The 21,046-nt window shown below is 46.0% G+C and carries 20 protein-coding genes; 6 read left to right on the forward strand and 14 right to left on the reverse strand.

Going from position 1 to position 21,046, the window contains the following annotated elements:
* The first annotated feature begins 10 nt into the window (after window positions 1–10).
* The 3 genes from RJ32_RS00460 (at window position 11) to RJ32_RS00470 (ending at window position 4,496) form a co-directional block, all read left to right on the forward strand.
* Window positions 11–3,208 (forward strand): efflux RND transporter permease subunit, encoded by a 3,198-nt coding sequence (locus RJ32_RS00460; protein ID WP_034818161.1) that lies wholly within the window; start codon window positions 11–13, stop codon window positions 3,206–3,208.
* Between the two features lie 62 nt (window positions 3,209–3,270).
* Entirely contained in the window at window positions 3,271–4,158 is an 888-nt protein-coding gene (locus RJ32_RS00465) for a cation diffusion facilitator family transporter (RefSeq protein ID WP_034818164.1), read from the forward strand.
* Between the two features lie 2 nt (window positions 4,159–4,160).
* Window positions 4,161–4,496, forward strand: coding sequence for a YnfA family protein (locus RJ32_RS00470; protein ID WP_006956209.1), 336 nt, complete (start codon window positions 4,161–4,163; stop codon window positions 4,494–4,496).
* Window positions 4,497–4,544: 48 nt separating this feature from the next.
* On the opposite strand, the gene merR is transcribed toward RJ32_RS00470, so the two are convergent.
* Window positions 4,545–4,988, reverse strand: a complete 444-nt coding sequence (gene merR, locus RJ32_RS00475; RefSeq protein ID WP_034818168.1) for an Hg(II)-responsive transcriptional regulator — start codon at window positions 4,986–4,988, stop codon at window positions 4,545–4,547.
* Window positions 4,989–5,062: 74 nt separating this feature from the next.
* Here merR and merT point away from each other — a divergent pair, with 74 nt between their 5' ends.
* From merT to merA, 3 genes are read left to right on the forward strand one after another with little or no spacing between them, the layout of a single operon-like run.
* Window positions 5,063–5,413 (forward strand): mercuric ion transporter MerT, encoded by a 351-nt coding sequence (gene merT, locus RJ32_RS00480; RefSeq protein WP_034818171.1) that lies wholly within the window; start codon window positions 5,063–5,065, stop codon window positions 5,411–5,413.
* Between the two features lie 13 nt (window positions 5,414–5,426).
* Window positions 5,427–5,726 (forward strand): mercury resistance system periplasmic binding protein MerP, encoded by a 300-nt coding sequence (merP, locus tag RJ32_RS00485; protein ID WP_034818174.1) that lies wholly within the window; start codon window positions 5,427–5,429, stop codon window positions 5,724–5,726.
* A gap of 55 nt (window positions 5,727–5,781) precedes the next feature.
* Window positions 5,782–7,185 carry a mercury(II) reductase gene (gene merA / locus RJ32_RS00490; protein ID WP_034818177.1) on the forward strand — a complete coding sequence of 468 codons (1,404 nt, stop codon included), beginning with the start codon at window positions 5,782–5,784 and terminating at the stop codon, window positions 7,183–7,185.
* A gap of 142 nt (window positions 7,186–7,327) precedes the next feature.
* On the opposite strand, the gene RJ32_RS15335 is transcribed toward merA, so the two are convergent.
* The 13 genes from RJ32_RS15335 to RJ32_RS00550 form a co-directional block, all read right to left on the reverse strand.
* Window positions 7,328–7,468: a cupredoxin domain-containing protein gene (locus RJ32_RS15335; RefSeq protein WP_153849795.1), complete on the reverse strand. Its 141-nt coding sequence runs from the start codon at window positions 7,466–7,468 to the stop codon at window positions 7,328–7,330.
* Between the two features lie 45 nt (window positions 7,469–7,513).
* A complete protein-coding gene (locus tag RJ32_RS00495) occupies window positions 7,514–7,780 on the reverse strand; it encodes a DUF5676 family membrane protein (RefSeq protein WP_034818180.1) in 267 nt (88 codons plus the stop codon).
* 103 nt (window positions 7,781–7,883) lie between these two features.
* Window positions 7,884–8,324 carry a hypothetical protein gene (locus RJ32_RS00500; RefSeq protein WP_034818226.1) on the reverse strand — a complete coding sequence of 147 codons (441 nt, stop codon included), beginning with the start codon at window positions 8,322–8,324 and terminating at the stop codon, window positions 7,884–7,886.
* 214 nt (window positions 8,325–8,538) lie between these two features.
* Window positions 8,539–8,892 (reverse strand): cupredoxin domain-containing protein, encoded by a 354-nt coding sequence (locus RJ32_RS00505; RefSeq protein WP_034818182.1) that lies wholly within the window; start codon window positions 8,890–8,892, stop codon window positions 8,539–8,541.
* A 37-nt stretch (window positions 8,893–8,929) separates the two neighbouring features.
* Window positions 8,930–11,191 (reverse strand): heavy metal translocating P-type ATPase, encoded by a 2,262-nt coding sequence (locus RJ32_RS00510; RefSeq protein ID WP_034818185.1) that lies wholly within the window; start codon window positions 11,189–11,191, stop codon window positions 8,930–8,932.
* A 79-nt stretch (window positions 11,192–11,270) separates the two neighbouring features.
* Window positions 11,271–11,729 (reverse strand): hypothetical protein, encoded by a 459-nt coding sequence (locus RJ32_RS00515; protein WP_006956218.1) that lies wholly within the window; start codon window positions 11,727–11,729, stop codon window positions 11,271–11,273.
* 27 nt (window positions 11,730–11,756) lie between these two features.
* Window positions 11,757–12,128, reverse strand: a complete 372-nt coding sequence (locus RJ32_RS00520) for a hypothetical protein (protein ID WP_034818188.1) — start codon at window positions 12,126–12,128, stop codon at window positions 11,757–11,759.
* Window positions 12,129–12,185: 57 nt separating this feature from the next.
* Window positions 12,186–12,524 carry a P-II family nitrogen regulator gene (locus tag RJ32_RS00525; RefSeq protein WP_034818190.1) on the reverse strand — a complete coding sequence of 113 codons (339 nt, stop codon included), beginning with the start codon at window positions 12,522–12,524 and terminating at the stop codon, window positions 12,186–12,188.
* Window positions 12,525–12,617: 93 nt separating this feature from the next.
* Window positions 12,618–12,995 (reverse strand): hypothetical protein, encoded by a 378-nt coding sequence (locus tag RJ32_RS00530; RefSeq protein ID WP_133540735.1) that lies wholly within the window; start codon window positions 12,993–12,995, stop codon window positions 12,618–12,620.
* A gap of 99 nt (window positions 12,996–13,094) precedes the next feature.
* Window positions 13,095–16,220 (reverse strand): efflux RND transporter permease subunit, encoded by a 3,126-nt coding sequence (locus tag RJ32_RS00535; protein ID WP_034818194.1) that lies wholly within the window; start codon window positions 16,218–16,220, stop codon window positions 13,095–13,097.
* The gene (locus tag RJ32_RS00540) at window positions 16,213–17,739 is read right to left on the reverse strand and encodes an efflux RND transporter periplasmic adaptor subunit (RefSeq protein ID WP_034818197.1); all 1,527 of its coding nucleotides are present in this window, start codon (window positions 17,737–17,739) and stop codon (window positions 16,213–16,215) included. The genes RJ32_RS00535 and RJ32_RS00540 overlap by 8 nt, the downstream gene beginning before the upstream one ends.
* A gap of 1 nt (window position 17,740) precedes the next feature.
* Window positions 17,741–19,030, reverse strand: coding sequence for a TolC family protein (locus RJ32_RS00545; protein ID WP_235598880.1), 1,290 nt, complete (start codon window positions 19,028–19,030; stop codon window positions 17,741–17,743).
* A gap of 634 nt (window positions 19,031–19,664) precedes the next feature.
* Window positions 19,665–21,046, reverse strand: a 1,382-nt coding sequence (locus tag RJ32_RS00550) for a 2Fe-2S iron-sulfur cluster-binding protein (protein ID WP_034818206.1), incomplete at its 5' end; no start/stop codon positions are given.

The following is a 21,046-nucleotide window of genomic DNA, read 5'->3' on the forward strand; positions in this document are numbered from 1 at the left end:
AGGAGGTTGTATGTTTCAGCGCATTATTCAGTTTGCTGTCGCTAATCGCCTGTTATTGGTATTGGCTTTATTCAGCATCAGCATTGCGTCATTTTTTGTTATTCCCAAACTTAATCTGGATGCCTTCCCCGATGTTACCAACGTTCAGGTAACGGTAAATACGGAGGCCCCCGGGTTAGCAGCGACCGAAGTCGAGCAGCTGATTACCTATCCGATAGAGTCGGTGATGTATGCTCTGCCCGACGTCAAAGAGGTTCGGTCAATCTCAAAAACAGGTTTATCGGGCATTACAGTGGTGTTTGACGAGAGTGTCGATATCTACTTTGCCCGGCAACTGGTGTTTGAACGACTGCAGGCGGCAAAGGAGTTGATACCCGAAGGCGTAGGTACACCCGAAATGGGTCCTAACTCCTCCGGCCTAGGCCAGGTTTATCAGTATCTGCTACTTGCCGAACCGGGCTCCGGTGTCAGCAGTATGGAGTTACGCAGTCTAAACGACTATGTGGTTAAACTGCTACTAATGCCCGTTGAGGGAATTACCGAAGTCTTGTCCTTTGGCGGCGAAGTTAAGCAATATCAGGTTAACCTCAATCCCGCTAAGCTGTTGTCTTACGACCTTACCCAGCAAGACGTAATGGGCGCGGTCAACAAGAATAACGGTAACGTTGGTGGTTGGTATATGCCCCGCGGTCAGGAGCAGTTGGTTATTCGCGGCACCGGTTGGTTGGATAGCGGTAAAAAAGGCCTGCAACAAATACGACAAATACCGCTCAAAACCGTTGACGGCGTTTCCGTAACACTGGGCCAGGTTGCCGACGTCGAAATCGGTAGTGAAATTCGCCAGGGGGCGGTCTCAATGTCGCGTAAAGTCGACGGCGAGGTCAACCAGCTGGGCGAAGTGGTATCGGGTATTGTGCTCAAACGCATGGGCTCGAATACCAAAGCCACCATCGACGGTATTAAAAAGCGCATTCCGCTTATTCAGCAAGCATTACCCGAGGGTGTCACCTTTGAGCCGTATTATGATCAGGCCGACTTAATACAAAAAGCCGTATCTACGGTCGCGTATTCACTGCTCATTGCCTTTGTGTTTATTATCGCAGTATTAGCACTGTTTTTGCTCAACATACGCGCTACTTTTTTAGTGTTACTGTCCATTCCCGTTTCTATCGCCATTGCCCTAATGGTAATGTCCGCGATGGGCATGTCGGCTAACCTGATGTCGCTGGGCGGGATAGCTGTTGCCATTGGTATGCTGGTCGACGGCTCCGTGGTGATGGTTGAAAACATCTTTAAGCACTTAAGTCGTCCGGATAGTGAACATCATGGCGACGCCGAGCAACGCACAGAGCACCGCGACCCGGATCCTCAGGCAGCCAAACTCGACAGTCATGGTATCAAGCTGCGAGTTAAGGAAGCGGCTAACGAAGTGGCTCGACCGGTATTCTTTGCCGCCATGATCATCTTGGTGGTCTTTATGCCACTGTTTAGTTTTCAGGGTGTTGAAGCTAAATTATTTGAACCCATGGCTATCAGCATTATGTTGGCCATTATCTCCGCGGTTTTTGTGGCCATTATGGTTGTCCCGGCATTAGCCAGTTACTTTTTCAGTCGGGGTATTAAGCCTCGTGAAAATAAACTGCTTAAACCACTAGATAATGGTTATAAAAGACTATTGTCGGTCGCTTTACGCAGTAAAAAGGCCGTTATTACCCTGGCCGGTGTGCTGTTTGTCGGCGCTTTGGTGTTAGTGCCTCGTCTCGGCACGGAGTTCGCTCCCGAACTGGAAGAAGGCACGATTAATATTCGCGTGACATTAGCCCCCTCCTCTAACCTTGAAACGGCCTTAGAGGTGGCTCCGAAGCTTGAAAAAATCCTGATGTCGTTCCCGGAAACCACCTACGCACTCAGCCGCATTGGACGAGCCGAAGTGGGCGGCGATCCAGAGCCTATCAGCAACATCGAGATATATGTGGGCCTTAAGCCGCAATCCGAATGGACAACGGCATCCGATCGCTACGCCTTACAAGAAAAAATGGAGGCAAAACTCGATGCTCACCCAGGCTTGTTGTTTAATTTTTCACAACCTATCGCAACACGGGTTGATGAACTGCTCTCAGGTGTAAAATCGCAGCTAGCCATCAAACTATTTGGACCCGAGCTTGACGTGTTGGCCCGTAAAGGCCAGGAAATAGAAAGTGCCGTCAAGCAAGTTGACGGGGCGGTTGCAGTAGCGATGGAGCAAATAAAAGGTGAAGCACAACTCGTGGTTTCGCCGAAACGCCAACAACTCTCACGCTACGGCTTAAATGTCTCCGATGTACTGAGCGTTGTCGACAATGGCTTGGGTGGCGCTTCGGCAGGCCAGATCATTCGCGGTAATGAGCGCTATGATATTTACGTGCGGCTGGCCAAGCAATTCCGCGATACGCCGGAGTCTATTCGCTCGTTACGCTTGTTAACTCCTTCGGGAGCCTGGGTAACCGTAGGCGAAGTCGCCCACGTCGCAATTGAATCAGGACCACCGCAAATCCGTCGTGATGATGTACAGCGTCGCGTTGTGATTCAATCGAACGTTCAGGGTCGTGACATGGGTAGCGTGGTTGCCGATATTCGGAAGGCGATTGACGAGAAGGTGGATTTACCAACCGGTTACTCAGTCGATATTGGTGGCCAGTTCGAAAGTCAACAACGAGCACAGGAGCGCTTGTCCATTGTCGTTCCCATATCGCTGGCACTCATCGCCCTGCTGCTTTATTTTGCTTTCGGCACCATGGGTCAAGCCATGTTGATTTTGGTGAATGTACCATTGGCAGTCATCGGCGGTATTGTGGCTCTCTATGTGTCAGGACAGTACTTATCGGTGCCCAGCGCCGTGGGTTTCATCACGCTGTTTGGTGTGGCGGTACTAAACGGTGTAGTTCTGGTCGAGAGTATTAACCAGAGAATAACCGATGGGCATGCGGTTAATGATGCCGTGTTTGATGGCGCATGGTCGCGACTCCGCCCAGTATTGATGACTGCAATAACCTCAGCGTTAGGACTCATTCCCATGCTGTTTGCAACCGGTGCAGGGGCTGAAATTCAACGCCCACTGGCTACCGTCATTGTTGGTGGTTTGGTATCAGCTACTCTGCTGACATTGGTTATCTTACCCGTGCTCTATCCTTGGTTTTCGAAACAAAAAATTAAGGATTTAAGCCGTTAGGGTTCAATAGCATTTAAGGGGGCGGTTATTGTCGCCCCCTTTTATTAAAAGAGGAACGTATTATGGGACATCACCATAACCATGATCACTCAAAGGACATGCCGTCCAACCGATTAGGTTGGGCATTTCTGCTTAACTTTGTTTTTACCATTATTGAGTTCATTGGTGGTTTTCTTACCAACAGTACCGCCATTTTAGCTGATGCCGTTCATGATCTTGGCGATAGCCTGTCGTTAGGTCTCGCGTGGATACTAAATAAACTTGGCAAAAAACAGGCTAACCAACACTTTACCTACGGTTATAAAAGACTGAATCTTGCCGGTGCATTTATTAATGCCGTTGTGTTAATCGCAGGCTCTGCCTGGGTACTTGTGGAAGCAATTCCCAGACTCTGGAACCCTCAGATGCCCGTCGCTGATGGCATGATTGCTTTAGCCGTCGTTGGCATTACAGTTAATGGATTTGCTGCTTACAAATTGTCAGAGGGCAAAACGTTAAACGAACGCGTTATTAACTGGCACTTGCTGGAGGATGTTCTCGGCTGGGTCGCTGTACTTATCGTTGGTATTGTTTTGCTGTTCGTAGACTGGCCGATTCTCGACCCTATATTGTCGATTGGCTTTACTCTATTTATTTTAGTGAATGTACTACGCAACCTGTGGGCAACGCTGAAGCTCTTCATACAGGCCACGCCAGACAAAAAAACCTACAAACAAGTCGCGGACGCTTTACTGGAGCTACCTCATGTTGCTGACCTACACCATTTGCATTTTTGGTCACTAGACGGCGAGGAGCATGTATTAACCGTTCATTTGGTGTTAACTGAAAATCTTGATATCGAGGCCCGTAGCGACTTAAAACAGCACATCGATAACGTCCTTGCGCCCTATGCTTTAAGCCATACAACGGTAGAACTAGAAGATCCTGATGAAGCGTGTAGGGACAACTGATAATGAGTGCATTATTTTTATTGAAAACGCTCGGGTTATTTATTGCCACCGCAATTGCCGAAATTGTCGGTTGCTATTTACCCTACCTATGGCTCAAAGAGGGCCATTCCGTTTGGTTGCTCATTCCGGCAGCAATAAGCTTAGCTTTATTTGCTTACTTATTAACACTTCATCCAGCGGAAAGCGGGCGGGTCTACGCAGCTTATGGTGGTATTTACGTGTTAACTGCCATAGTCTGGCTGCGAATTGTCGATAAATCGCCACTATCCAATTTCGACCTGATTGGCACGACGTTTGTGCTAACCGGTATGGGGATTCTTGTGTATGGCTGGCGTTAGCTATAAAGCAATTCAGTTAAAGAACTCCACTCAAAAGTTTTACACAGACTAGCGCACCTTATGTTTGTCCGTGGTAGCGTCCTCAACCCCGTCATTAAGCGACGCCATCAGTGGACAATAGACATCTCCGTGTCCGGCGCTGCATTTTTGCACCAACTCATTCAGCGCTTGTTCAATTTGCTGTAAGTGCGATATCTTTCGACGAACACTGATGAGCTTTTGCTCCCCAAGCTCCCGTGCCTCATCGCAATGAGCGCCATCTTGCAGAGTTAATAGCTCACCAATTTCATCCAGACTAAATCCAAGCCATTGAGACGCGCGAATAAAATGAAGCCGAGCAAGCGCTTGTTCGTCGTAATGTCGGATCCCCCCATACGGCTTTTCCGGCTCGCTCATTAGCCCTCGGCGCTGATAATAGCGCACCGTTTCCACGCCCACGCCGGCTGTTTTGGCCAGCGTGCCAATTGTCATTACGTTGCGTTTTTTTAACATAGCTATTGCTTCCGTAGTGAGGTACGGGTTTAAGATTAACACATTAAAGCAAAATGCCCGAAGGAGTTACTCTTATGTCAAATTCAAAATCTGGTCGGGGCTCTCTTCTCGCGGGAGGGATCGCAGCGACTCTGGCATCTGCGTGTTGTCTGGGTCCCCTCATATTACTTGCACTCGGTGTATCCGGGGCCTGGATTGGGAGCCTCACAGCACTTGAGCCTTATCGACCCATTTTTATTGCCATTGCATTGATTGCCATATTCTTTGCCTGGCGTCGAATATACCGGCGTGCTGATGACTGCAACCCTGATAACACCTGCGCAACGCCAAATGCTCGTAAGAGCTACAAAGTGATGTTTTGGCTCGTTGCGGTGCTTACTTTAACAGCATTGGCTTACCCCTATGTTGTTCCTTTGTTTTACTAGGAGGCAATACACGATGAAAAAAACAATGATAACAACCATTTTATTTTTACTGTTTAGCATGCCCGCATTGGCGGTTGAGAAAACGGTTACGCTATCAGTACCCGGTATGACATGCGTCACCTGCCCAATTACTGTCAAAGCTGCACTTGGCCAAGTTGCAGGTGTGAGCGCCGTCGATGTCCGTTTTGAAGAGCGGGATGCAACCGTGACATTCGACGACGAAAAAACGTCAGTTAAGCAGCTCACTGAAGCAACGACAAATGCAGGATACCCATCAACACTGAAAGCAACGGCACCAAAAAATCAGTCATGAAACATCACAATGCCTTATAGCTGCTGTAAAACTGAAAGACCAAGGAGTAACCGTTATGAGTAATAACAATTTACACATTGCTGTCATTGGTAGCGGCGGCAGTGCGATGGCTGCGGCACTCAAAGCGACCGAGGGAGGTGCCCGAGTGACGCTCATTGAGAGAGGTACTATTGGCGGAACTTGTGTCAATATTGGCTGTGTCCCGTCTAAAATCATGATCCGAGCGGCTCATATCGCCCAACTGCGGCGAGAAAGCCCTTTTGATAAAGGCTTAAGTACCCATACTCTTAAGGTAAATCGATCAGCTCTCCTCGAGCAACAACAGGCTCGGGTAGAAGAACTCCGTGAATCCAAATACCAGAGTATTCTTAGAGAGAATTCCGCCATTACCGTTATTAACGGCGAAGCCCGCTTTATAAACGATGAAACTCTTTCCGTATCACTTTGCGATGGCGGTGAGCAAACGGTTCACTTTGACCGTGCTTTTATCGGCACCGGGGCCCGACCCGCACAACCACCCATCCCCGGCTTAGCTGAAACCCCTTACCTTACTTCGACAAGCGCATTAGGGCTAAGTAACATTCCTAAGCGCCTCGCTATTATTGGAGCCTCGGTCGTTGCTCTTGAATTAGCACAGGCCTTCGCGCGTCTCGGTAGTGAAGTTACTGTTTTGGCTCGCAGTCGGGTGTTATCCCAAGACGAGCCTGCCATTGGTGAGGCAATAGCCACTGTTTTTTATCACGAAGGCATCAATGTGCTTGAGCATACAGAAGCCAGCGAAGTGCGTTACGACGGACAACACTTCATTCTCAAAACCAATGCCGGAACATTAAAAGCAGAACAACTGCTCGTGGCCACAGGCCGCACGCCCAATACGGAAAACCTCGATTTAGAAACCATCGCCGTACAAACCGAGCGCGGTGCCATAACGATTAACGATCGCATGCAAACCTCTAACTCAAGAGTATATGCGGCAGGCGACTGTACGAATCAGCCGAAGTTTGTCTATGTCGCCGCCGCAGGCGGCAGCCGAGCCGCTATTAACATGACGGGCGGTGATGCGCATCTTGATCTCAGTGCCATGCCCGAGGTTATCTTTACTGATCCACAAGTCGCCACGGTGGGTTTATCAGAAGCTGATGCTAAAACTGGTGGTTACGTCACCGAAAGCCGCACGTTGGGCCTTGAAAATGTCCCACGGGCATTGGTTAACTTCGATACCCAAGGGTTTATAAAAATTGTCGCAGAAAGTGGCAGCGGCCGGCTGCTCGGTGTTCAAGTCGTCGCAGGAGAAGCTGGTGAGTTGATTCAAGCTGCTGTAATGGCGATAAGAGCAGGAATGACAGTCAATGAGTTGGCTGATGAGCTCTTCCCATACCTTACGATGGTAGAAGGCTTAAAATTATGCGCTCAAACGTTTACTAAAGATGTTAGCCAATTATCTTGCTGCGCTGGGTGAGATAACCTAGCTTAACTTCACTGGACAGTTACCAATATTTCGGGTTTAGCTGCTGGTTGGTGATAGGTTAAGCTAGTTCAGGAGTGATAATAGTTGTTATAAGCACTTTTTTTTCATTCATATTAGCTCTTATTTGTCTCACTTATTTGACAATAAGTTTTCCTAGATACCTTTGCATCTGACAATGAAAATCGTATTCTCCGGTCTTTAATACTGGCAATTCGATCAACTTTAACTTATTGGTCGGTAAAGTATCGCTGATCCCCAGATCAGGAATAAGCAAAGTTTCAGAGCAACAGATTTAAAGGCTTCCAGTTTGACAACAATCTCATTTAGCCGTTTTCATTTGTTTATTATATAACGTTACAATTAGCCAGCCAGTAATCATAGCTCCCAAGGACCACCCGAATAATCCCGTAACAAATCCACTAAAACTCAAATGCCACTCGAAACCAGAGAGTTTTCCGTGAACCATGCCTTCTGTTAAAGCCATCATGCTAGAGGGCATAATAAGCACTAGCAAGCTACAAACTCCCCATAAAACTGCGAAAGCACCGCCAGCTGCTAAGCCAAATTTCTTTGCATTAAGTTTCATAACTTCCTCCTTAAAAATACCGTTGTAAATTAGATATATTGAAAAAGTACCGCTACTTGCACACTGCAAGTAGCGGCATTTCCAACGGAGAGCTTAATCTCTACTACATTTCCTTTTTTTCTTCACTCTGATGTTCCATCATCTGCTCCATCATCATTTGCATCATATCCATTCTATGCTCCATCATTTTCATTTTATTCATCATATTCTCTTTGCCCATTTGCTCTGCTTTGTCTCCCTTTTTATGTTCTCCTTTGTTCATGCCTTTATCCATCCCATGGTTCATCATTTGCATTCCCTTCTGCATTGACTTCATGTGTTCTTCCATTAGTTTTTTACGTTTCTTGGGATCGGATTCGCTTTTTATTTTTTCCATAGCTTCGCGCATTTCTTGCATGTGCTCATTCATTGATGTCATTTTTTCATGATGCATCATTCCACTCATTGAACCTGTTTTATCATCACCATGTTTATGCTGTGCATCAGCAAAGACAGGAGAGGCCATTAAAGCTGTGATAGTTAAAGCTGAAAGTACTTTTTTCATTTTATTACCCTCTTGACTATGACCAAATTGTATTGGTCTCATTAATTTTACTTTGTTTCACTATCGTTAAATCTTGGAGCCCACGCTGACGTAGACCTCATATAACGGCGATATTTATTGCCGAATCCTTCAATGCCTTCGATAAAATTGAATTTCATCGAATCTAACGGGAAACTTTTAAAGCTCATATTGTGACCTGGACGTTTTAAGCCATTTAACCGACAACTAGCTTTCCCCGATACATTTGCATCTGGCAATGAAAGTCGTACTCTCCGGGTTCCAGTGCTGGTATTTGAATTGGCTTTAATTTGTTAAAAGGCAACGTTTCACTGATTTCCAGGTCAGGGATAAGCAGAGTTTCAGAGCAAGGCGATTGATCCTTCCGCAGAAACCTGAGTTCAACCGGCTTACCTTCAGGTACGTTTATTCTCGAAGGCGAGTAGGTGCCGTTTTCGACGGCAATCACCCAATCACCTTCTCCCAGCTTCATCTGCTTGGGCGTGTAAAGCCAAAACCACCAGACGATCAGTGCGATCAGAGCGATACCAGCAATATTAATAAATAACATATTTATTCTCCTGAATGCGCCAATGTTAAAAGGTGCATTAATGTTTCTTGGCTTTGAAAAAGCGTAACCGGTTAGCGTTGCTCACTACCGTAAGCGAAGAAAAAGCCATTGCTGCACCTGCAATAACCGGACTCAACAGCATTCCAAAAAATGGATACAGAACGCCTGCGGCAAAAGGAATACCTGCTACGTTGTAAATAAAAGCACCAAATAAGTTTTGTTTAATGTTGCTCAGTGTGGCCTTGCTCACCGCGACCGCATCGGCAAGCCCGTGCAACGACCCGCGCATCAATGTAATATCAGCACTTTCAATAGCGACGTCCGTTCCCGTGCCAATCGCGAAGCCTACATTGGCAATAGCTAGTGCTGGCGCATCATTAATACCATCTCCCGTCATGCCAACGATTTCGCCTTCCATCTGCAGCTCCTGAACCTTTTTTGATTTTTCTTCCGGCAGAACTTCAGCGAAAAATTCTTTAATTCCTACTTTTTCAGCAACTGCTTCTGCTGTCGCGCGATTATCACCAGTAAGCATCACTACTCGCACACCGTTATCTTGCAAACGTTTAATGGCGGCTACGGAGTCGTCTTTTATCGGGTCGGCAACTGCAATAATTGCAGCTAACTCATTATCAACGGCAAAGTACATAGGCGTCTTAGCTTCAGCAGCTAAGCCTTGGGCTTTTTCAACAAAGTTACCGAGCTCAACTTGACGTTCACGCAACAGCTTTTCATTACCGAAAAGGAGGGACTTCCCGTCAACTTCTGCCTCCACGCCATGACCAGCGATGGCGTTGAAGTTCGAGACCTTACTTGTCTTAATCCCTCTTTCCCTGGCTGACTCAACTATCGCCTGTGCTAGCGGATGTTCAGAGCCAGACTCAAGTGTCGCTGCAAGTTGCAGTACGGTTTGCTCATCGTACTCACTCGCTACTAATACGTCGGTGACTTTAGGAGAACCAAGTGTAATGGTGCCCGTTTTATCCAGGATCATAGCCGATACTTTCGACGCTGTTTGCAATGCTTCGCCATTGCGAATCAGCACACCTGCCTCTGCGGCTTTTCCTACACCCACCATTACCGACATAGGCGTCGCCAGGCCTAATGCGCAAGGGCAAGCAATAATCAAGACAGTGGTCGCTGATACCACAGCAAAGGCCAGTGCCGGCTCAGGCCCAAAGTTAAGCCAAGCTAGAGCACTGATAACAGCGATAATCATAACGACTGGCACAAAGTAAGCTGAAATAACATCGGCAAGACGACCGATTGGGGGCTTAGAGTTTTGCGCCCGTTTCACCATGTTAATAATTTGAGCAAGTGCTGTATCTTTTCCGACTCTTGTCGCTTGAAACAAAAAGGAACCACTTTTATTTATCGTGCCCGCCACAACGTCATCACCAACTGATTTTTCCACGGGCATGGGTTCACCCGTTAGCATAGATTCATCAACGGTGGTACTTCCCTCTATAACTTTTCCATCAACAGGGATTTTTTCTCCGGGACGAACACGTACTACGTCCTCCTCGAGTACGTCTTCGATAGCGATATCCAATTGTTTATCGTCACGAATCACCCTTGCGGTTTTCGCCTGCAAACCAATGAGACGTTTTATGGCTTCGGACGTGCGCCCACGAGCTTTCAGTTCAAGTGCCAGCCCCAAATTGATCAAACCGATAATCATTGCGGTCGCTTCAAAGTATACGTGACGCGCCATTTCCGGAACCAGGTGCGGAACCAATACAACCACCATGGAATACAACCAGGCGGTACCAGTACCAAGTGCGATCAGCGTATCCATATTAGCGGAATGATTTTTCAAAGATTGCCAGGCACCGACGAAGAAGTGTTTGCCCGAAAAGTAAAGTACACCTAACGTTAGAATACCTACGACTAACCATGTCACACGCTCTGTGGCAGTGGTCACCGTCATTTCACCAACAAAAAGGCTATAAATCATGAGAGGTACACCTAACGACAGCGCAACGGTCATCTCCCGCATCAGCCGCTTGTAATAAGCCCAGTCGGCTTGCTCTTTTTCTGCCAACGCATCACCGTCACTTTCGGACGTGGCTACTTTAGCGCTATACCCCGCCCTCTCTACTGCTTTCACTAAAGCGCTCGGATTTGCTGTTCCAGTCACACTGACCGTTCGCTGGGCAAAGTTCATCTCAGCATTTTCCACGCCGGATACAGACTTTAATGCATTTTCGATTTTGCCAACACAACTCGCGCAACCGGCTCCCTCGATAATGAGTTCCTCAATGGAACTACTACTAACGTCCTCAGTTTTCACACCCATACAAGTGCTCCTTATTTATGGAAAATTAACCAAATCAGGGCTCTTTCCCACAAAGTACCAACGATAAAATTTTCACTAACTACATATCCGAAAATCGGTTCGCAGTTTGCACCATTCGTTTAATTTCATTTTCTTCAACGTTTTTTACTGTTTCTAACAGCTCTTTTGCGCTGTCTATATCAACACGGGAATATAGGTGTTCATACAGTTCTATGACTTGCTCATGATGGTTTACAACCTTCTCCATAATGTGATCGGTATCTAACTCTTTAAAAGGCGAATCGCAGTGCCCATGCTCAACGATGGGATGTTTCCCAATATAGTCATAACACCAAGTGTCTAATGCATTTAGGTTGGCTGTATTCAAAAAACCTTCAACCATTCGCTCTAAGCTAGCTTCATGACCCGACACGTAGCTTAGAATCATCCGAGCTCGTTCATCTTGGTTTTGTTTAGAGCAGTGAGTCACACACTCCTTCAGGTTTTTGTGGAAATCAACGGTCCAACTCAGTACATCTTTGATTGTTTCTATTTGCATTTTTTACTCCTTACCTATAATTAATTGTTACTTTCGTTTGCTTTTGGTACGTGGCGGGCTTCTGTGGCAACTCCACGGTGTATGCTCTGCATTATCTTTAATATTTTGATCAATAAATTTGTAGTATTCCTCTTTCAAGTGAGTCCACCAGCCACTATTTATTTCAACACCAAATATTCCGAGCTTTTCCTCTATCATAGTCAGATCGACTTTAGAGGCATCATAAGCGACCGATAACAAGTTCTGGTCAGAGTCGTAGGCAACGCTATCAAGACCAACCAAGCGATCGATTTCGTTAATCGCTTCGCGAACTTTTTTCACACTCTCAGTGTTTAGCTTTAACGTGCGATTGACTAAGTTAATTTCCCGCACTCCGGCTCTATGATCGTTAGTTGACATCAGTACTGTCCTATTTATTAAAACTACCAATATGCTTCAGTCGACGTTGCCGCGATATTAACGTTGTAACGAGAGTTCTTTATCAGTCGCTGCTCGTTTGTCGTGAACCCAAAGCAATTCATCTATTGGCGAGATACAGACTAAGCCCTCGTTAGATACCCCGGTATGGGCCGCTTCAACTACCAAAAACGCAACGTCACGCGCGTCATCACTGTTCACATAAACTTCGAGCTGTACGTGCTCAACTAAGTGATCATCGTTATAACTATCGAAGTAATAGCCTCGACCTCGAACAGGAAACAATGTAAAGCCGCTAACGCCACACCCAACCAGAGTCTCCTCCACTGCGTCTTGCCGAAGTTGATCAAAAATAGCGGTGATTTTAGATAGGTTCATATATTCTCCTACAAGCCTTAAGTCACTTAACTTAAGAGCTCTATCTAGCATGATTAAATTTCGAAAAAAGTTTTAATTGAAATTCAGCAGGAGCTATTTCGGAGGATAAAAAATATCAAAAGACATTTGCTTAACATTCCCTTCATATGAAAGAGGATGCTGCAAGTAACCAATTGACTTTATTGGCAAATTGAACGGAATTAATACTAAAGGTGAGCTTGCAGAGTTGCACCCCGCATCCATTAAACATGTATCAGCAGAGTCAGTTAAACAATAACAGCACGTTTTACTGGCAGGTTGTTCGTCGTCATCACAATGAATGTTGCTTTTTCTCTCGTTTGCAACATCTGCCTGATTAACGTTGATTACGTGCTCTGCGCTGGAGGCAGTATTATGGACAGGAGCAGCTGGGAAGGATAGTTGAATTACTATTCCTAGCATAAGCACAACTAAAAATTTTGTTTGAGCCATATGTGTGTCCCCAATCCCGAATTTTAACCTAGCATACTTGTTAGCGCACATCATTGATCAAGATCAATGATGTGCGTCTCTTAACTAAAATAATTGGTCTTATACACGCTTAACCTTTTGCCCACGCCACAAGTAGTAAACAGCGGGTAACACGAGCAAGGTTAGAATAACCGCACTGATCATTCCTCCAACCATCGGGGCGGCTATTCGGCTAACCACTTCAGCACCAGTTCCTGTGCTGAACATAATAGGCAGTAGACCTGCAATTGTAGAAACAGCCGTCATCATGACAGGACGAACACGAAGCCCAGCCCCTTCCATTACAGCGCGAGAAACACCGTCTTTAGTCAAAGCTTTACCTTGCTCTAGTTGGCGTTGTTCGTATTCGTTATAGGACTGATTAAGATAAGTCAGCATTAATATCCCTATTTCTACGGTAACCCCCGCTAGAGCTATAAAACCAACCGCTACAGCAACTGAGAAATTATAATCTAAAAGATACATTAGCCAGATTGACCCCACCAATGCGAGAGGCAAAGTTCCCAATATAATGGCTATTTCTGTAGCGTTTCGAAAGTTCATATATAAAAGAACGATAATAATCGCGAGCGTTAACGGAATCACGTAAGTCAGTTTTTCCTTTGCCCTTTCCATATATTCGTACTGCCCGGACCAGGTAACTGAATACCCTGCTGGCAACTCGAGTTCTTGTTCTACAACCTTCATTGCTTTTTCAACATAAGTGCCGACATCAACTCCCTCAATGTCGACAAAAGTCCAGCCATTAAGTCTTGCGTTTTCGCTTTTAATTGCCGGCGGTCCAAGTTCAACGTAGACATCAGCCACATCCGCCAAACTAATACGCTGCCCGTTTGGCGTAACTAAAGGTAGCTTCTTTAATTCTTCCGGCGAATCACGGTAATCTTGAGGGTAGCGCAAGTTTATTGGGTAACGTTCAAGCCCTTCAATGGTCTCTGAAACATTCATTCCACCAATAGCCGTGGCAACAACCTGTTGAACATCCTCAATGTTCAAACCGTAACGTGCAGCTTGCTCTCTTTTTATGTCAACTTTGACATAGCGCCCACCTGCCACACGTTCTGAATAAACAGAAGCCGTACCATCTACATCTTCAAGTATCGTTTCAAGCTGCTGCCCTATCGTCTGAATTTCATTAAGATCGGCTCCGGCAACTTTTATACCTACCGGCGTTTTGATACCTGTCGATAGCATATCAATGCGAGTTTTAATGGGGTAAACCCACGCATTGGTCAGCCCCGGAAACTTTACAAGCGCATCCAGTTCTTTTTTCAACTTCTCAGTGGTCATACCGTCTCTCCACTGATCTTTCGGTTTCAGTTGAATAAAGGTTTCAATCATCGTTAGGGGTGCCGGATCAGTGGCGGTATCCGCTCGACCAATTTTGCCAAAAACCGTCTTCACTTCCGGTACCGTTTTTATGAGCTTGTCGGTTTGCTGCAACAGCTCCCTTGCTTTACCAATTGATAATCCGGGATAGGTAGTGGGCATATACATCAAATCGCCCTCATCCAAATCTGGAATAAATTCACTACCAATTTTGTCAATCGGCCAGACACCAACGGCCAGGATAACGAGCGCTCCGACAACTGCTGTCTTGGGGTATTTCAAAATGCCTTTTAAAAGCGGTTTATACCCGGCGATCAATAACCGATTAAGCGGGTTTTTCCCCTCAGGTGTTACCTTTCCTCTGATAAAATATCCCATCAACACGGGGATAACGGTAACCGCTAAGGCTGCACTGGCTGCCATTGCGTAAGTTTTCGTGAAAGCAAGCGGAGAAAACATCCGCCCTTCCTGGGCTTCTAAGGTAAATACCGGCATAAAGCTGACGGTAATAATGAGCAAGCTAAAGAAAAGAGCAGGGCCCACCTCTGAAGCAGAGGCGGCAACCACCCGCCAGCGGTTCTCTGCTGTCAGTGGCGTTTTTTCCATATGCTTATGCATATTTTCAATCATGACGATGGCACCATCGAGCATAGCGCCAATAGCGATTGCGATCCCCCCAAGTGACATAATATTCGCATTAATTCCCTGCCAATACATAACAATAAACGCGGTTAAAATACCCAAGGGTAAGCTAATAACGGCAACCAGCGAGGAGCGCACATGAAAAAGAAATATGACACAGATAAACGCAACAATCGCCAGTTCTTCTACCAAGCTTTTCCAGAGACTTTCCACTGCATCCGAAATAAGCCCCGAACGGTCATAAACAGTGACAATATCGACACCTTCTGGTAGCCCCGACTTTAACTCATCCAGCTTTTGTTTAACGCCGTCAATCGTTTTTTGTGCATTTTCTCCGAAGCGCATTACAACAATGCCGCCCACCGCTTCTCCCTCACCATCTAGCTCGGCTATTCCGCGTCTCATTTGTGGACCTACGCCCACATCAGCAACGTCTTTAAGCAATAAGGGCGTGCCACTTTCATCAACGCCAAGCGGAATACTTTCTAAGTCTGACACGCCGTCAATATAACCTGAGGCCCGGACCATATACTCAGCTTCAGCCATCTCAACCACCGAAGCCCCCACTTCCTGATTGCCTCGTTGGATAGCATTTTGTATGTGAGCAAGAGGAATATCGAATGCGCGCAGCTTCTCCGGATCAACTTTCACCTGATACTGCTTTACCATTCCGCCAAGAGCCGCAACTTCTGAAACCCCTTCGACCGTTTGCAGTTCATACTTTAAAAACCAGTCCTGCATACTACGTAACTCACTCAAATTGTGGTTACCAGTACGGTCAACCAAGGCATACAAATACACCCAACCAACCCCGGTTGCATCAGGACCTAATTGCGGTCTTGCATTAGAAGGCAGTGTGGGAGCAACCTGAGACAAATACTCGAGTACTCGCGAACGTGCCCAGTAAGCATCCGTATCTTCGTCAAAAATGACATACACATAGGAGTCACCGAAAAACGAGTACCCACGAACTGTTTTAGCTCCCGGAACAGATAACATGGCCGTTGTTAATGGATAGGTTACTTGATCTTCTACCACTTGCGGTGCTTGACCCGGATAGCTGGTTTTAATGATAACCTGGACATCCGACAAGTCCGGCAGTGCATCTACTGGTGTATTCTTGACCGCAAAAGCACCAACACCCACGAGGATTAATGTCGCCAGAAGAACGAAAAAACGGTTACTCACTGACCATCGAATGACTGACTTAATCATAGTTATGCTCCTGCTCTGTCGCTTGTTTTTGCTCAGGAATATGAATCGATGTGAGCTGGTACCGTTGCTCGCCGACTTGCGTTATTTCCGCATGCAAGGATAAACCCGTGCTAAGCTGAGAAAGTTCAACATCAGAAGCAACATCGAAGTCCATCGTCATTGCAGGCCAGTCCCATTCAGAAATCTCACCGTGCTCCAGCGTAACCATCGAGTGCTGAGGCATAACACTTTTAACGATTGCTTCAACCCAGACAGCTTCGGCTGCTGCGTCACTTGACATACTGCCATGGCTCTCGTTATCGGCATGAGTGTCGTGTTGCATGCGTTTAAAGTCAGAGGATTTACTGGACTCAGAATCAATCAAAAACTGAGCCGAAGTAACGATGTCATCACCTGCCATAAGACCCGATAAAATTTCAACTCGCGCGCTCCCTAACCGCCCAACGTCAACATTAACTGATTTAAATTTCCCATCACCCAGTGCCAGGACAACTCGGTTCGAATCACCCATTCGGATAAGCGCTTCTTTAGGGATGATTAAGTTTTTGTCGCCTAAACCAGCATTAATGTTAAGATTCGCAAACATGCCCGGCTTTAAAAAGCCATCCGGGTTGTCGAAGTGAATTCGAACTTGTCCCGTCCGAGTTTTAGGGTTAAGTGACGGATAGACGTAATCAACCTTTCCTTGCCACTCTTTACCTGGAGCATACTCAAGGCTCATTTGAACGTCATTGCCTACCTCAACCTGGTTCAATTGCCGCTCAAAGACTTCTGCAATAACCCAAATTTTATCCAGTTGGGCAATGGTCATTAAATTCATACTCGGCGTTACAAACGCCCCTTCACGCACAGTCAGTTTATCCAATACCCCGGACTGCTTTGCTTTTACCGTGATTGTTTTCTGAATTTTACGAGTCTCTTTTAATTTCTTAATCTCAGATTCAGAGACTTGCAGGGCTCTTAGGCGCTCTTCAGCCGCATCTATTAGAACCTGATTACCTCTTTGCGAGGCCAATACAAGCTCCTCTTGCGCATTAACCATTTCAGGAGAGTAAATACTGTATAAAGGTTCGCCGGCTTTAACCGAGTTACCAACCGCTTTTACGAAAAGCTTTTCAATCCAGCCGTCAACACGAGGACTTGCTGTCAGTACTCGGTTCTCATCAAACTGAACGTAACCGACTGTTTCGATATCCAGCTCCAATCTCGAAACGGTGACGGTTGCAGTTGTAACCCCAAGGTTGTTAATGACGTCGGGATCAATTCTCACCGTACCGGGTGAACTCTCTCCCGCATCATCGCCATAGAACGGGATAAGGTCCATCCCCATTGGAGATTTTCCTGGTTTGTCTCGGCGATAATTGGGATCCATCGGAGCCACCCAATATAACGGCTCCTTTTTTGCATTATCCGATGAGCCATCGGAGCCCGCAGTTGACTGCATTAAGTAGCCAATAGCGCCAGCGCCAACTGCAAAGCCTACAGCTAAACTTATAAGAGATTTAGTGACTGTTTTCATTTTAAACTCCTGAAAATAATAAGTAGTTTGCTTCGGCAATTAGCTTTTGGCGGTTGATGGCGATCGCTAATGCATCAATTTTTGCGTTGACTTCCGCAATCTGCGAACGTACCGCCTCGGCAAAGTCACCATCATCATTGTTGTAAGCCGTCAATGCAGCTTCAGACTGGGCGGACATTTGTGGAAGTAGCTCTTCGTGATATAGGGCAGCACGTTCATTCAAGCGGTTTAGTTGTAAAAACGTACTGCGTAAATTGGCTATTAACTGCCTGGCAACCAATAACTTCTCAGTTTTTTTCGCTTCCATTTTAAACTTTGCTGAACGCACCTGCTTATCCTGTTTGTTATCAGTAAATAAAGGGACATCGAACGTCACCCCGGCTGACAGCAAGTTGGCACGGTCATTACCGCTTGGATCGTCGTTTCTATGACCATATTTCAGATTGGCTGACCATTGTGGTTTATAACCTTGTTGAGCGAGCTCGACAGACGTCTCCGACGCCGAAATGTCTTGATCGGTCGCTTGCAAAACCGGGTGTTCTTTTATCAATTCATACAAGGCTTGTTTCGGTACTGTCGAAGGTGATAGCAATGTCTTCTTCAACGTAAGATTCGGAAGGTCATCCGGTAACGTTGATTTCGCTATAACACCTATCCATTCCGACAGTTCGCTTTGAAGTCGCTCCTCTTTTTGTCGCAGTGACGTCAACCTATCATCCAGGCGTGTAAGCTCAAGTTGGGCTCTAATAACATCTTGCTGCCGTGCTTTTCCTTCAGTACTGGTATAACTCGCCTTAGCAGTCGACACTAGCTGTTCAAAAAGCGCTCTATCGAATTCAATCAAGCGGATACTTTGCTGGGAGAAAAAAACATCTAACCACAACTTAGTTACCGTCGTTTCGACCTTAGCAATACGATCCGCTCTCAAAAGCGGTTGTTTTTTAGCTAATTGATTTTTCTGCTTACGAGACAACGATAACGTGTCTCCTCTGGGAAATGCTTGTGAAACACCGACGACTAACTGGGTCATTCCTTCCTGTCTTGAACTAAAACTGTCAACAGGGAAACTGGCAGCCGTGAGCGATATTTTAGGGTCAGGTAAACGGGAAGAGGCTATCGCTTCACTCGCAAATGCCTCTTGAGTTTGTTTACTTGCCGTTAACCAAGGATCTTCTTGTACAGCGATACTCACTGCTTCTTGCAAATTCAAAAGCGGCTCTTGTGCATTAGCAACATTTGGCACCACTACAGTTAGAGCACTTAAATAAGCCATTCTTCTTAAAAGTTTCATATTGTTACTCTCAAAAACTTTGAATTTTTAAATTAAACACAAACCAAGCCATGAGTCAGAGTGTAACGACAAAGACCGTACCAAAGCTTATAGCTGTGCTTTTACCTGAGCGATAGGCGCATCAGGTCGAGAAATTTAGTGTTTTTAAGAGTAGATTGGGGGGCGAAAAAGCGAGAGGGAGTGCTTATCTTTAATATTCGTATCTAAGAATGAGGAAGCGTTAAAAAGCAGTTTCTCAATAGGCGGAACGGTGGATTGCTCAGAATAAACGACAGTAATTGACGGACTGTAACAATGACGCATCATTGAGTCTGGGCAACAGTTATCGGTAAGAGAATGAGACACTTCGCAATCAACAAGATCGCAAACCTGCTCAGTAGAATCGTGCATACATGCCTCTTCCGTACTGATGGTTTGTGAAAATGACATTGTTGTTACTGCTAATAGCAATAGAGCAATGATTAAACGATACATGCGAAGTTTTGTTGTAAAAACATGCATGAAGTGTATCTCTTTTTGCTGATGAAGATCAATCAATTAAAAGAGGTATCCATAACGGGGTAGTCAATCCGGGTGGCAATACGACTTCTATACCGCCACCCAGATTTATTACTAACTTGGACGCATTTCAATTCTAAATGCCAAAGTCATCGAACTTTATGCGGTCTCGCGGAATCCCAAAGTCAATAAGAGACTTTAACGTCGCTTCCAACATCGGCGGAGGACCACACACGTAAACGTCCAATGTGTCTTTGTTTTCACCTGCCAACCATTTCATTGCGGCTTCGTGCACAAACCCCGTTTGACCTACCCACGAGTCTGTTTCATCAACTTCTGAAAGCACTGGTGTGTAGGTTAACCGTTCTTCTCTTTCAAACTCATCCCTATAACAGAGTTCCTTTTCATATCGCGCGCCGTAAAAGAATATGCAACGACGAGGAGAATCTGCTGCTAACTCACTTTGTATTAACGCTCTTAACGGTGCAACACCTGCGCCGCCTCCGATAAAGACTTGCGTGTGATTATTTTGTTTCGTCAGCTGAAAGTCACCAAATGGTCCAATAGCATCGACATGAGCGCCAGGCTCTAAATTACACAAGTAGTTTGAACCGATGCCTGGGGGCACCCCTTCACTTGGCGAGGGCAGTTGTCGTACGTTAAACACAAATCGAGTCGATTGAGGTCGCGTAGCAACCGAGTAATGCCGTGACAATATTGCGTCTAAATGTGGGATACGAAACTGCATAAACTGCCCGGCTTCATAACTAACGGGGCCTGAACTTACAAATGTAAGTTCCATAATGGACGGGGTAAGCTGCCGCTTTGAGTCGAGTGTTAAAACAATATCGCCAACCCCGGCATTATGGAGCTTAACGTCATAATCAGGTGACGTTCTGTGCTGACACGATAAGCGCGTCCCCGCTTCTAATTCAGTAGCGCTCAATAACGCTTTTTCAGCGGCTGTCGGACTCGGTATGCTGTTGCCTTGTAGTGTCACTTTACATAATCCACAAGTACCGCCACCGCCACAACTACTCGCAATTGGTTGCCCTTTCTGCTGAAAATATTCTAGCCACGTTTTCTTACGGTTCGGATTAAAGTCACCGTTAGTAATATTTCGGCCTAAGAGAATTAAGCCCGATAACGAAAACCAAAGAGCGAATAACCCGGCACTCCAAATCAATAAATGGTTAAAACTTCGTCCCCCCGTGTAGTCCATAAAGTGCAGGCGAAACGCCCAGTCAGCTATTGTCCATGGTGTATTACGATGCTCCACCACCTGAGATGACGCTTCATCGACATAGATGCGAGTATTCAGGTCATCCGCCATATCAATGCGAAACCCCGAAGCTTTCCAACCATTCACTTCGTCGCTTCCTGTGACTCTTTCAACCGCTTCAACCTGACCCGGCCCATTGTAGCTACTAAGAGCTAACTGTTTTGCTAACGCTTCATTTGTAGACCACGTTTCACCTGTGTCCGCATTGAAGTACAACAGTCTTTCGTCCGCCAATG

Source organism: Idiomarina sp. 28-8, assembly GCF_000320945.2.
GTDB lineage: Bacteria > Pseudomonadota > Gammaproteobacteria > Enterobacterales > Alteromonadaceae > Idiomarina > Idiomarina loihiensis.

Bases quoted from the DNA above. Each gene is read 5' to 3' on its own strand.
- RJ32_RS00460 (WP_034818161.1), top strand. From the start codon at position 11: ATGTTTCAGCGCATTATTCAGTTTGCTGTCGCTAATCGCCTGTTATTG.
- RJ32_RS00465 (WP_034818164.1), top strand. From the start codon at position 3,271: ATGGGACATCACCATAACCATGATCACTCAAAGGACATGCCGTCCAAC.
- RJ32_RS00470 (WP_006956209.1), top strand. From the start codon at position 4,161: ATGAGTGCATTATTTTTATTGAAAACGCTCGGGTTATTTATTGCCACC.
- merR (WP_034818168.1), bottom strand. From the start codon at position 4,988: ATGTTAAAAAAACGCAACGTAATGACAATTGGCACGCTGGCCAAAACA.
- merT (WP_034818171.1), top strand. From the start codon at position 5,063: ATGTCAAATTCAAAATCTGGTCGGGGCTCTCTTCTCGCGGGAGGGATC.
- merP (WP_034818174.1), top strand. From the start codon at position 5,427: ATGAAAAAAACAATGATAACAACCATTTTATTTTTACTGTTTAGCATG.
- merA (WP_034818177.1), top strand. From the start codon at position 5,782: ATGAGTAATAACAATTTACACATTGCTGTCATTGGTAGCGGCGGCAGT.
- RJ32_RS00495 (WP_034818180.1), bottom strand. From the start codon at position 7,780: ATGAAACTTAATGCAAAGAAATTTGGCTTAGCAGCTGGCGGTGCTTTC.
- RJ32_RS00500 (WP_034818226.1), bottom strand. From the start codon at position 8,324: ATGAAAAAAGTACTTTCAGCTTTAACTATCACAGCTTTAATGGCCTCT.
- RJ32_RS00505 (WP_034818182.1), bottom strand. From the start codon at position 8,892: ATGTTATTTATTAATATTGCTGGTATCGCTCTGATCGCACTGATCGTC.
- RJ32_RS00510 (WP_034818185.1), bottom strand. From the start codon at position 11,191: ATGGGTGTGAAAACTGAGGACGTTAGTAGTAGTTCCATTGAGGAACTC.
- RJ32_RS00515 (WP_006956218.1), bottom strand. From the start codon at position 11,729: ATGCAAATAGAAACAATCAAAGATGTACTGAGTTGGACCGTTGATTTC.
- RJ32_RS00520 (WP_034818188.1), bottom strand. From the start codon at position 12,128: ATGTCAACTAACGATCATAGAGCCGGAGTGCGGGAAATTAACTTAGTC.
- RJ32_RS00525 (WP_034818190.1), bottom strand. From the start codon at position 12,524: ATGAACCTATCTAAAATCACCGCTATTTTTGATCAACTTCGGCAAGAC.
- RJ32_RS00530 (WP_133540735.1), bottom strand. From the start codon at position 12,995: ATGGCTCAAACAAAATTTTTAGTTGTGCTTATGCTAGGAATAGTAATT.
- RJ32_RS00535 (WP_034818194.1), bottom strand. From the start codon at position 16,220: ATGATTAAGTCAGTCATTCGATGGTCAGTGAGTAACCGTTTTTTCGTT.
- RJ32_RS00540 (WP_034818197.1), bottom strand. From the start codon at position 17,739: ATGAAAACAGTCACTAAATCTCTTATAAGTTTAGCTGTAGGCTTTGCA.
- RJ32_RS00545 (WP_235598880.1), bottom strand. From the start codon at position 19,030: ATGAAACTTTTAAGAAGAATGGCTTATTTAAGTGCTCTAACTGTAGTG.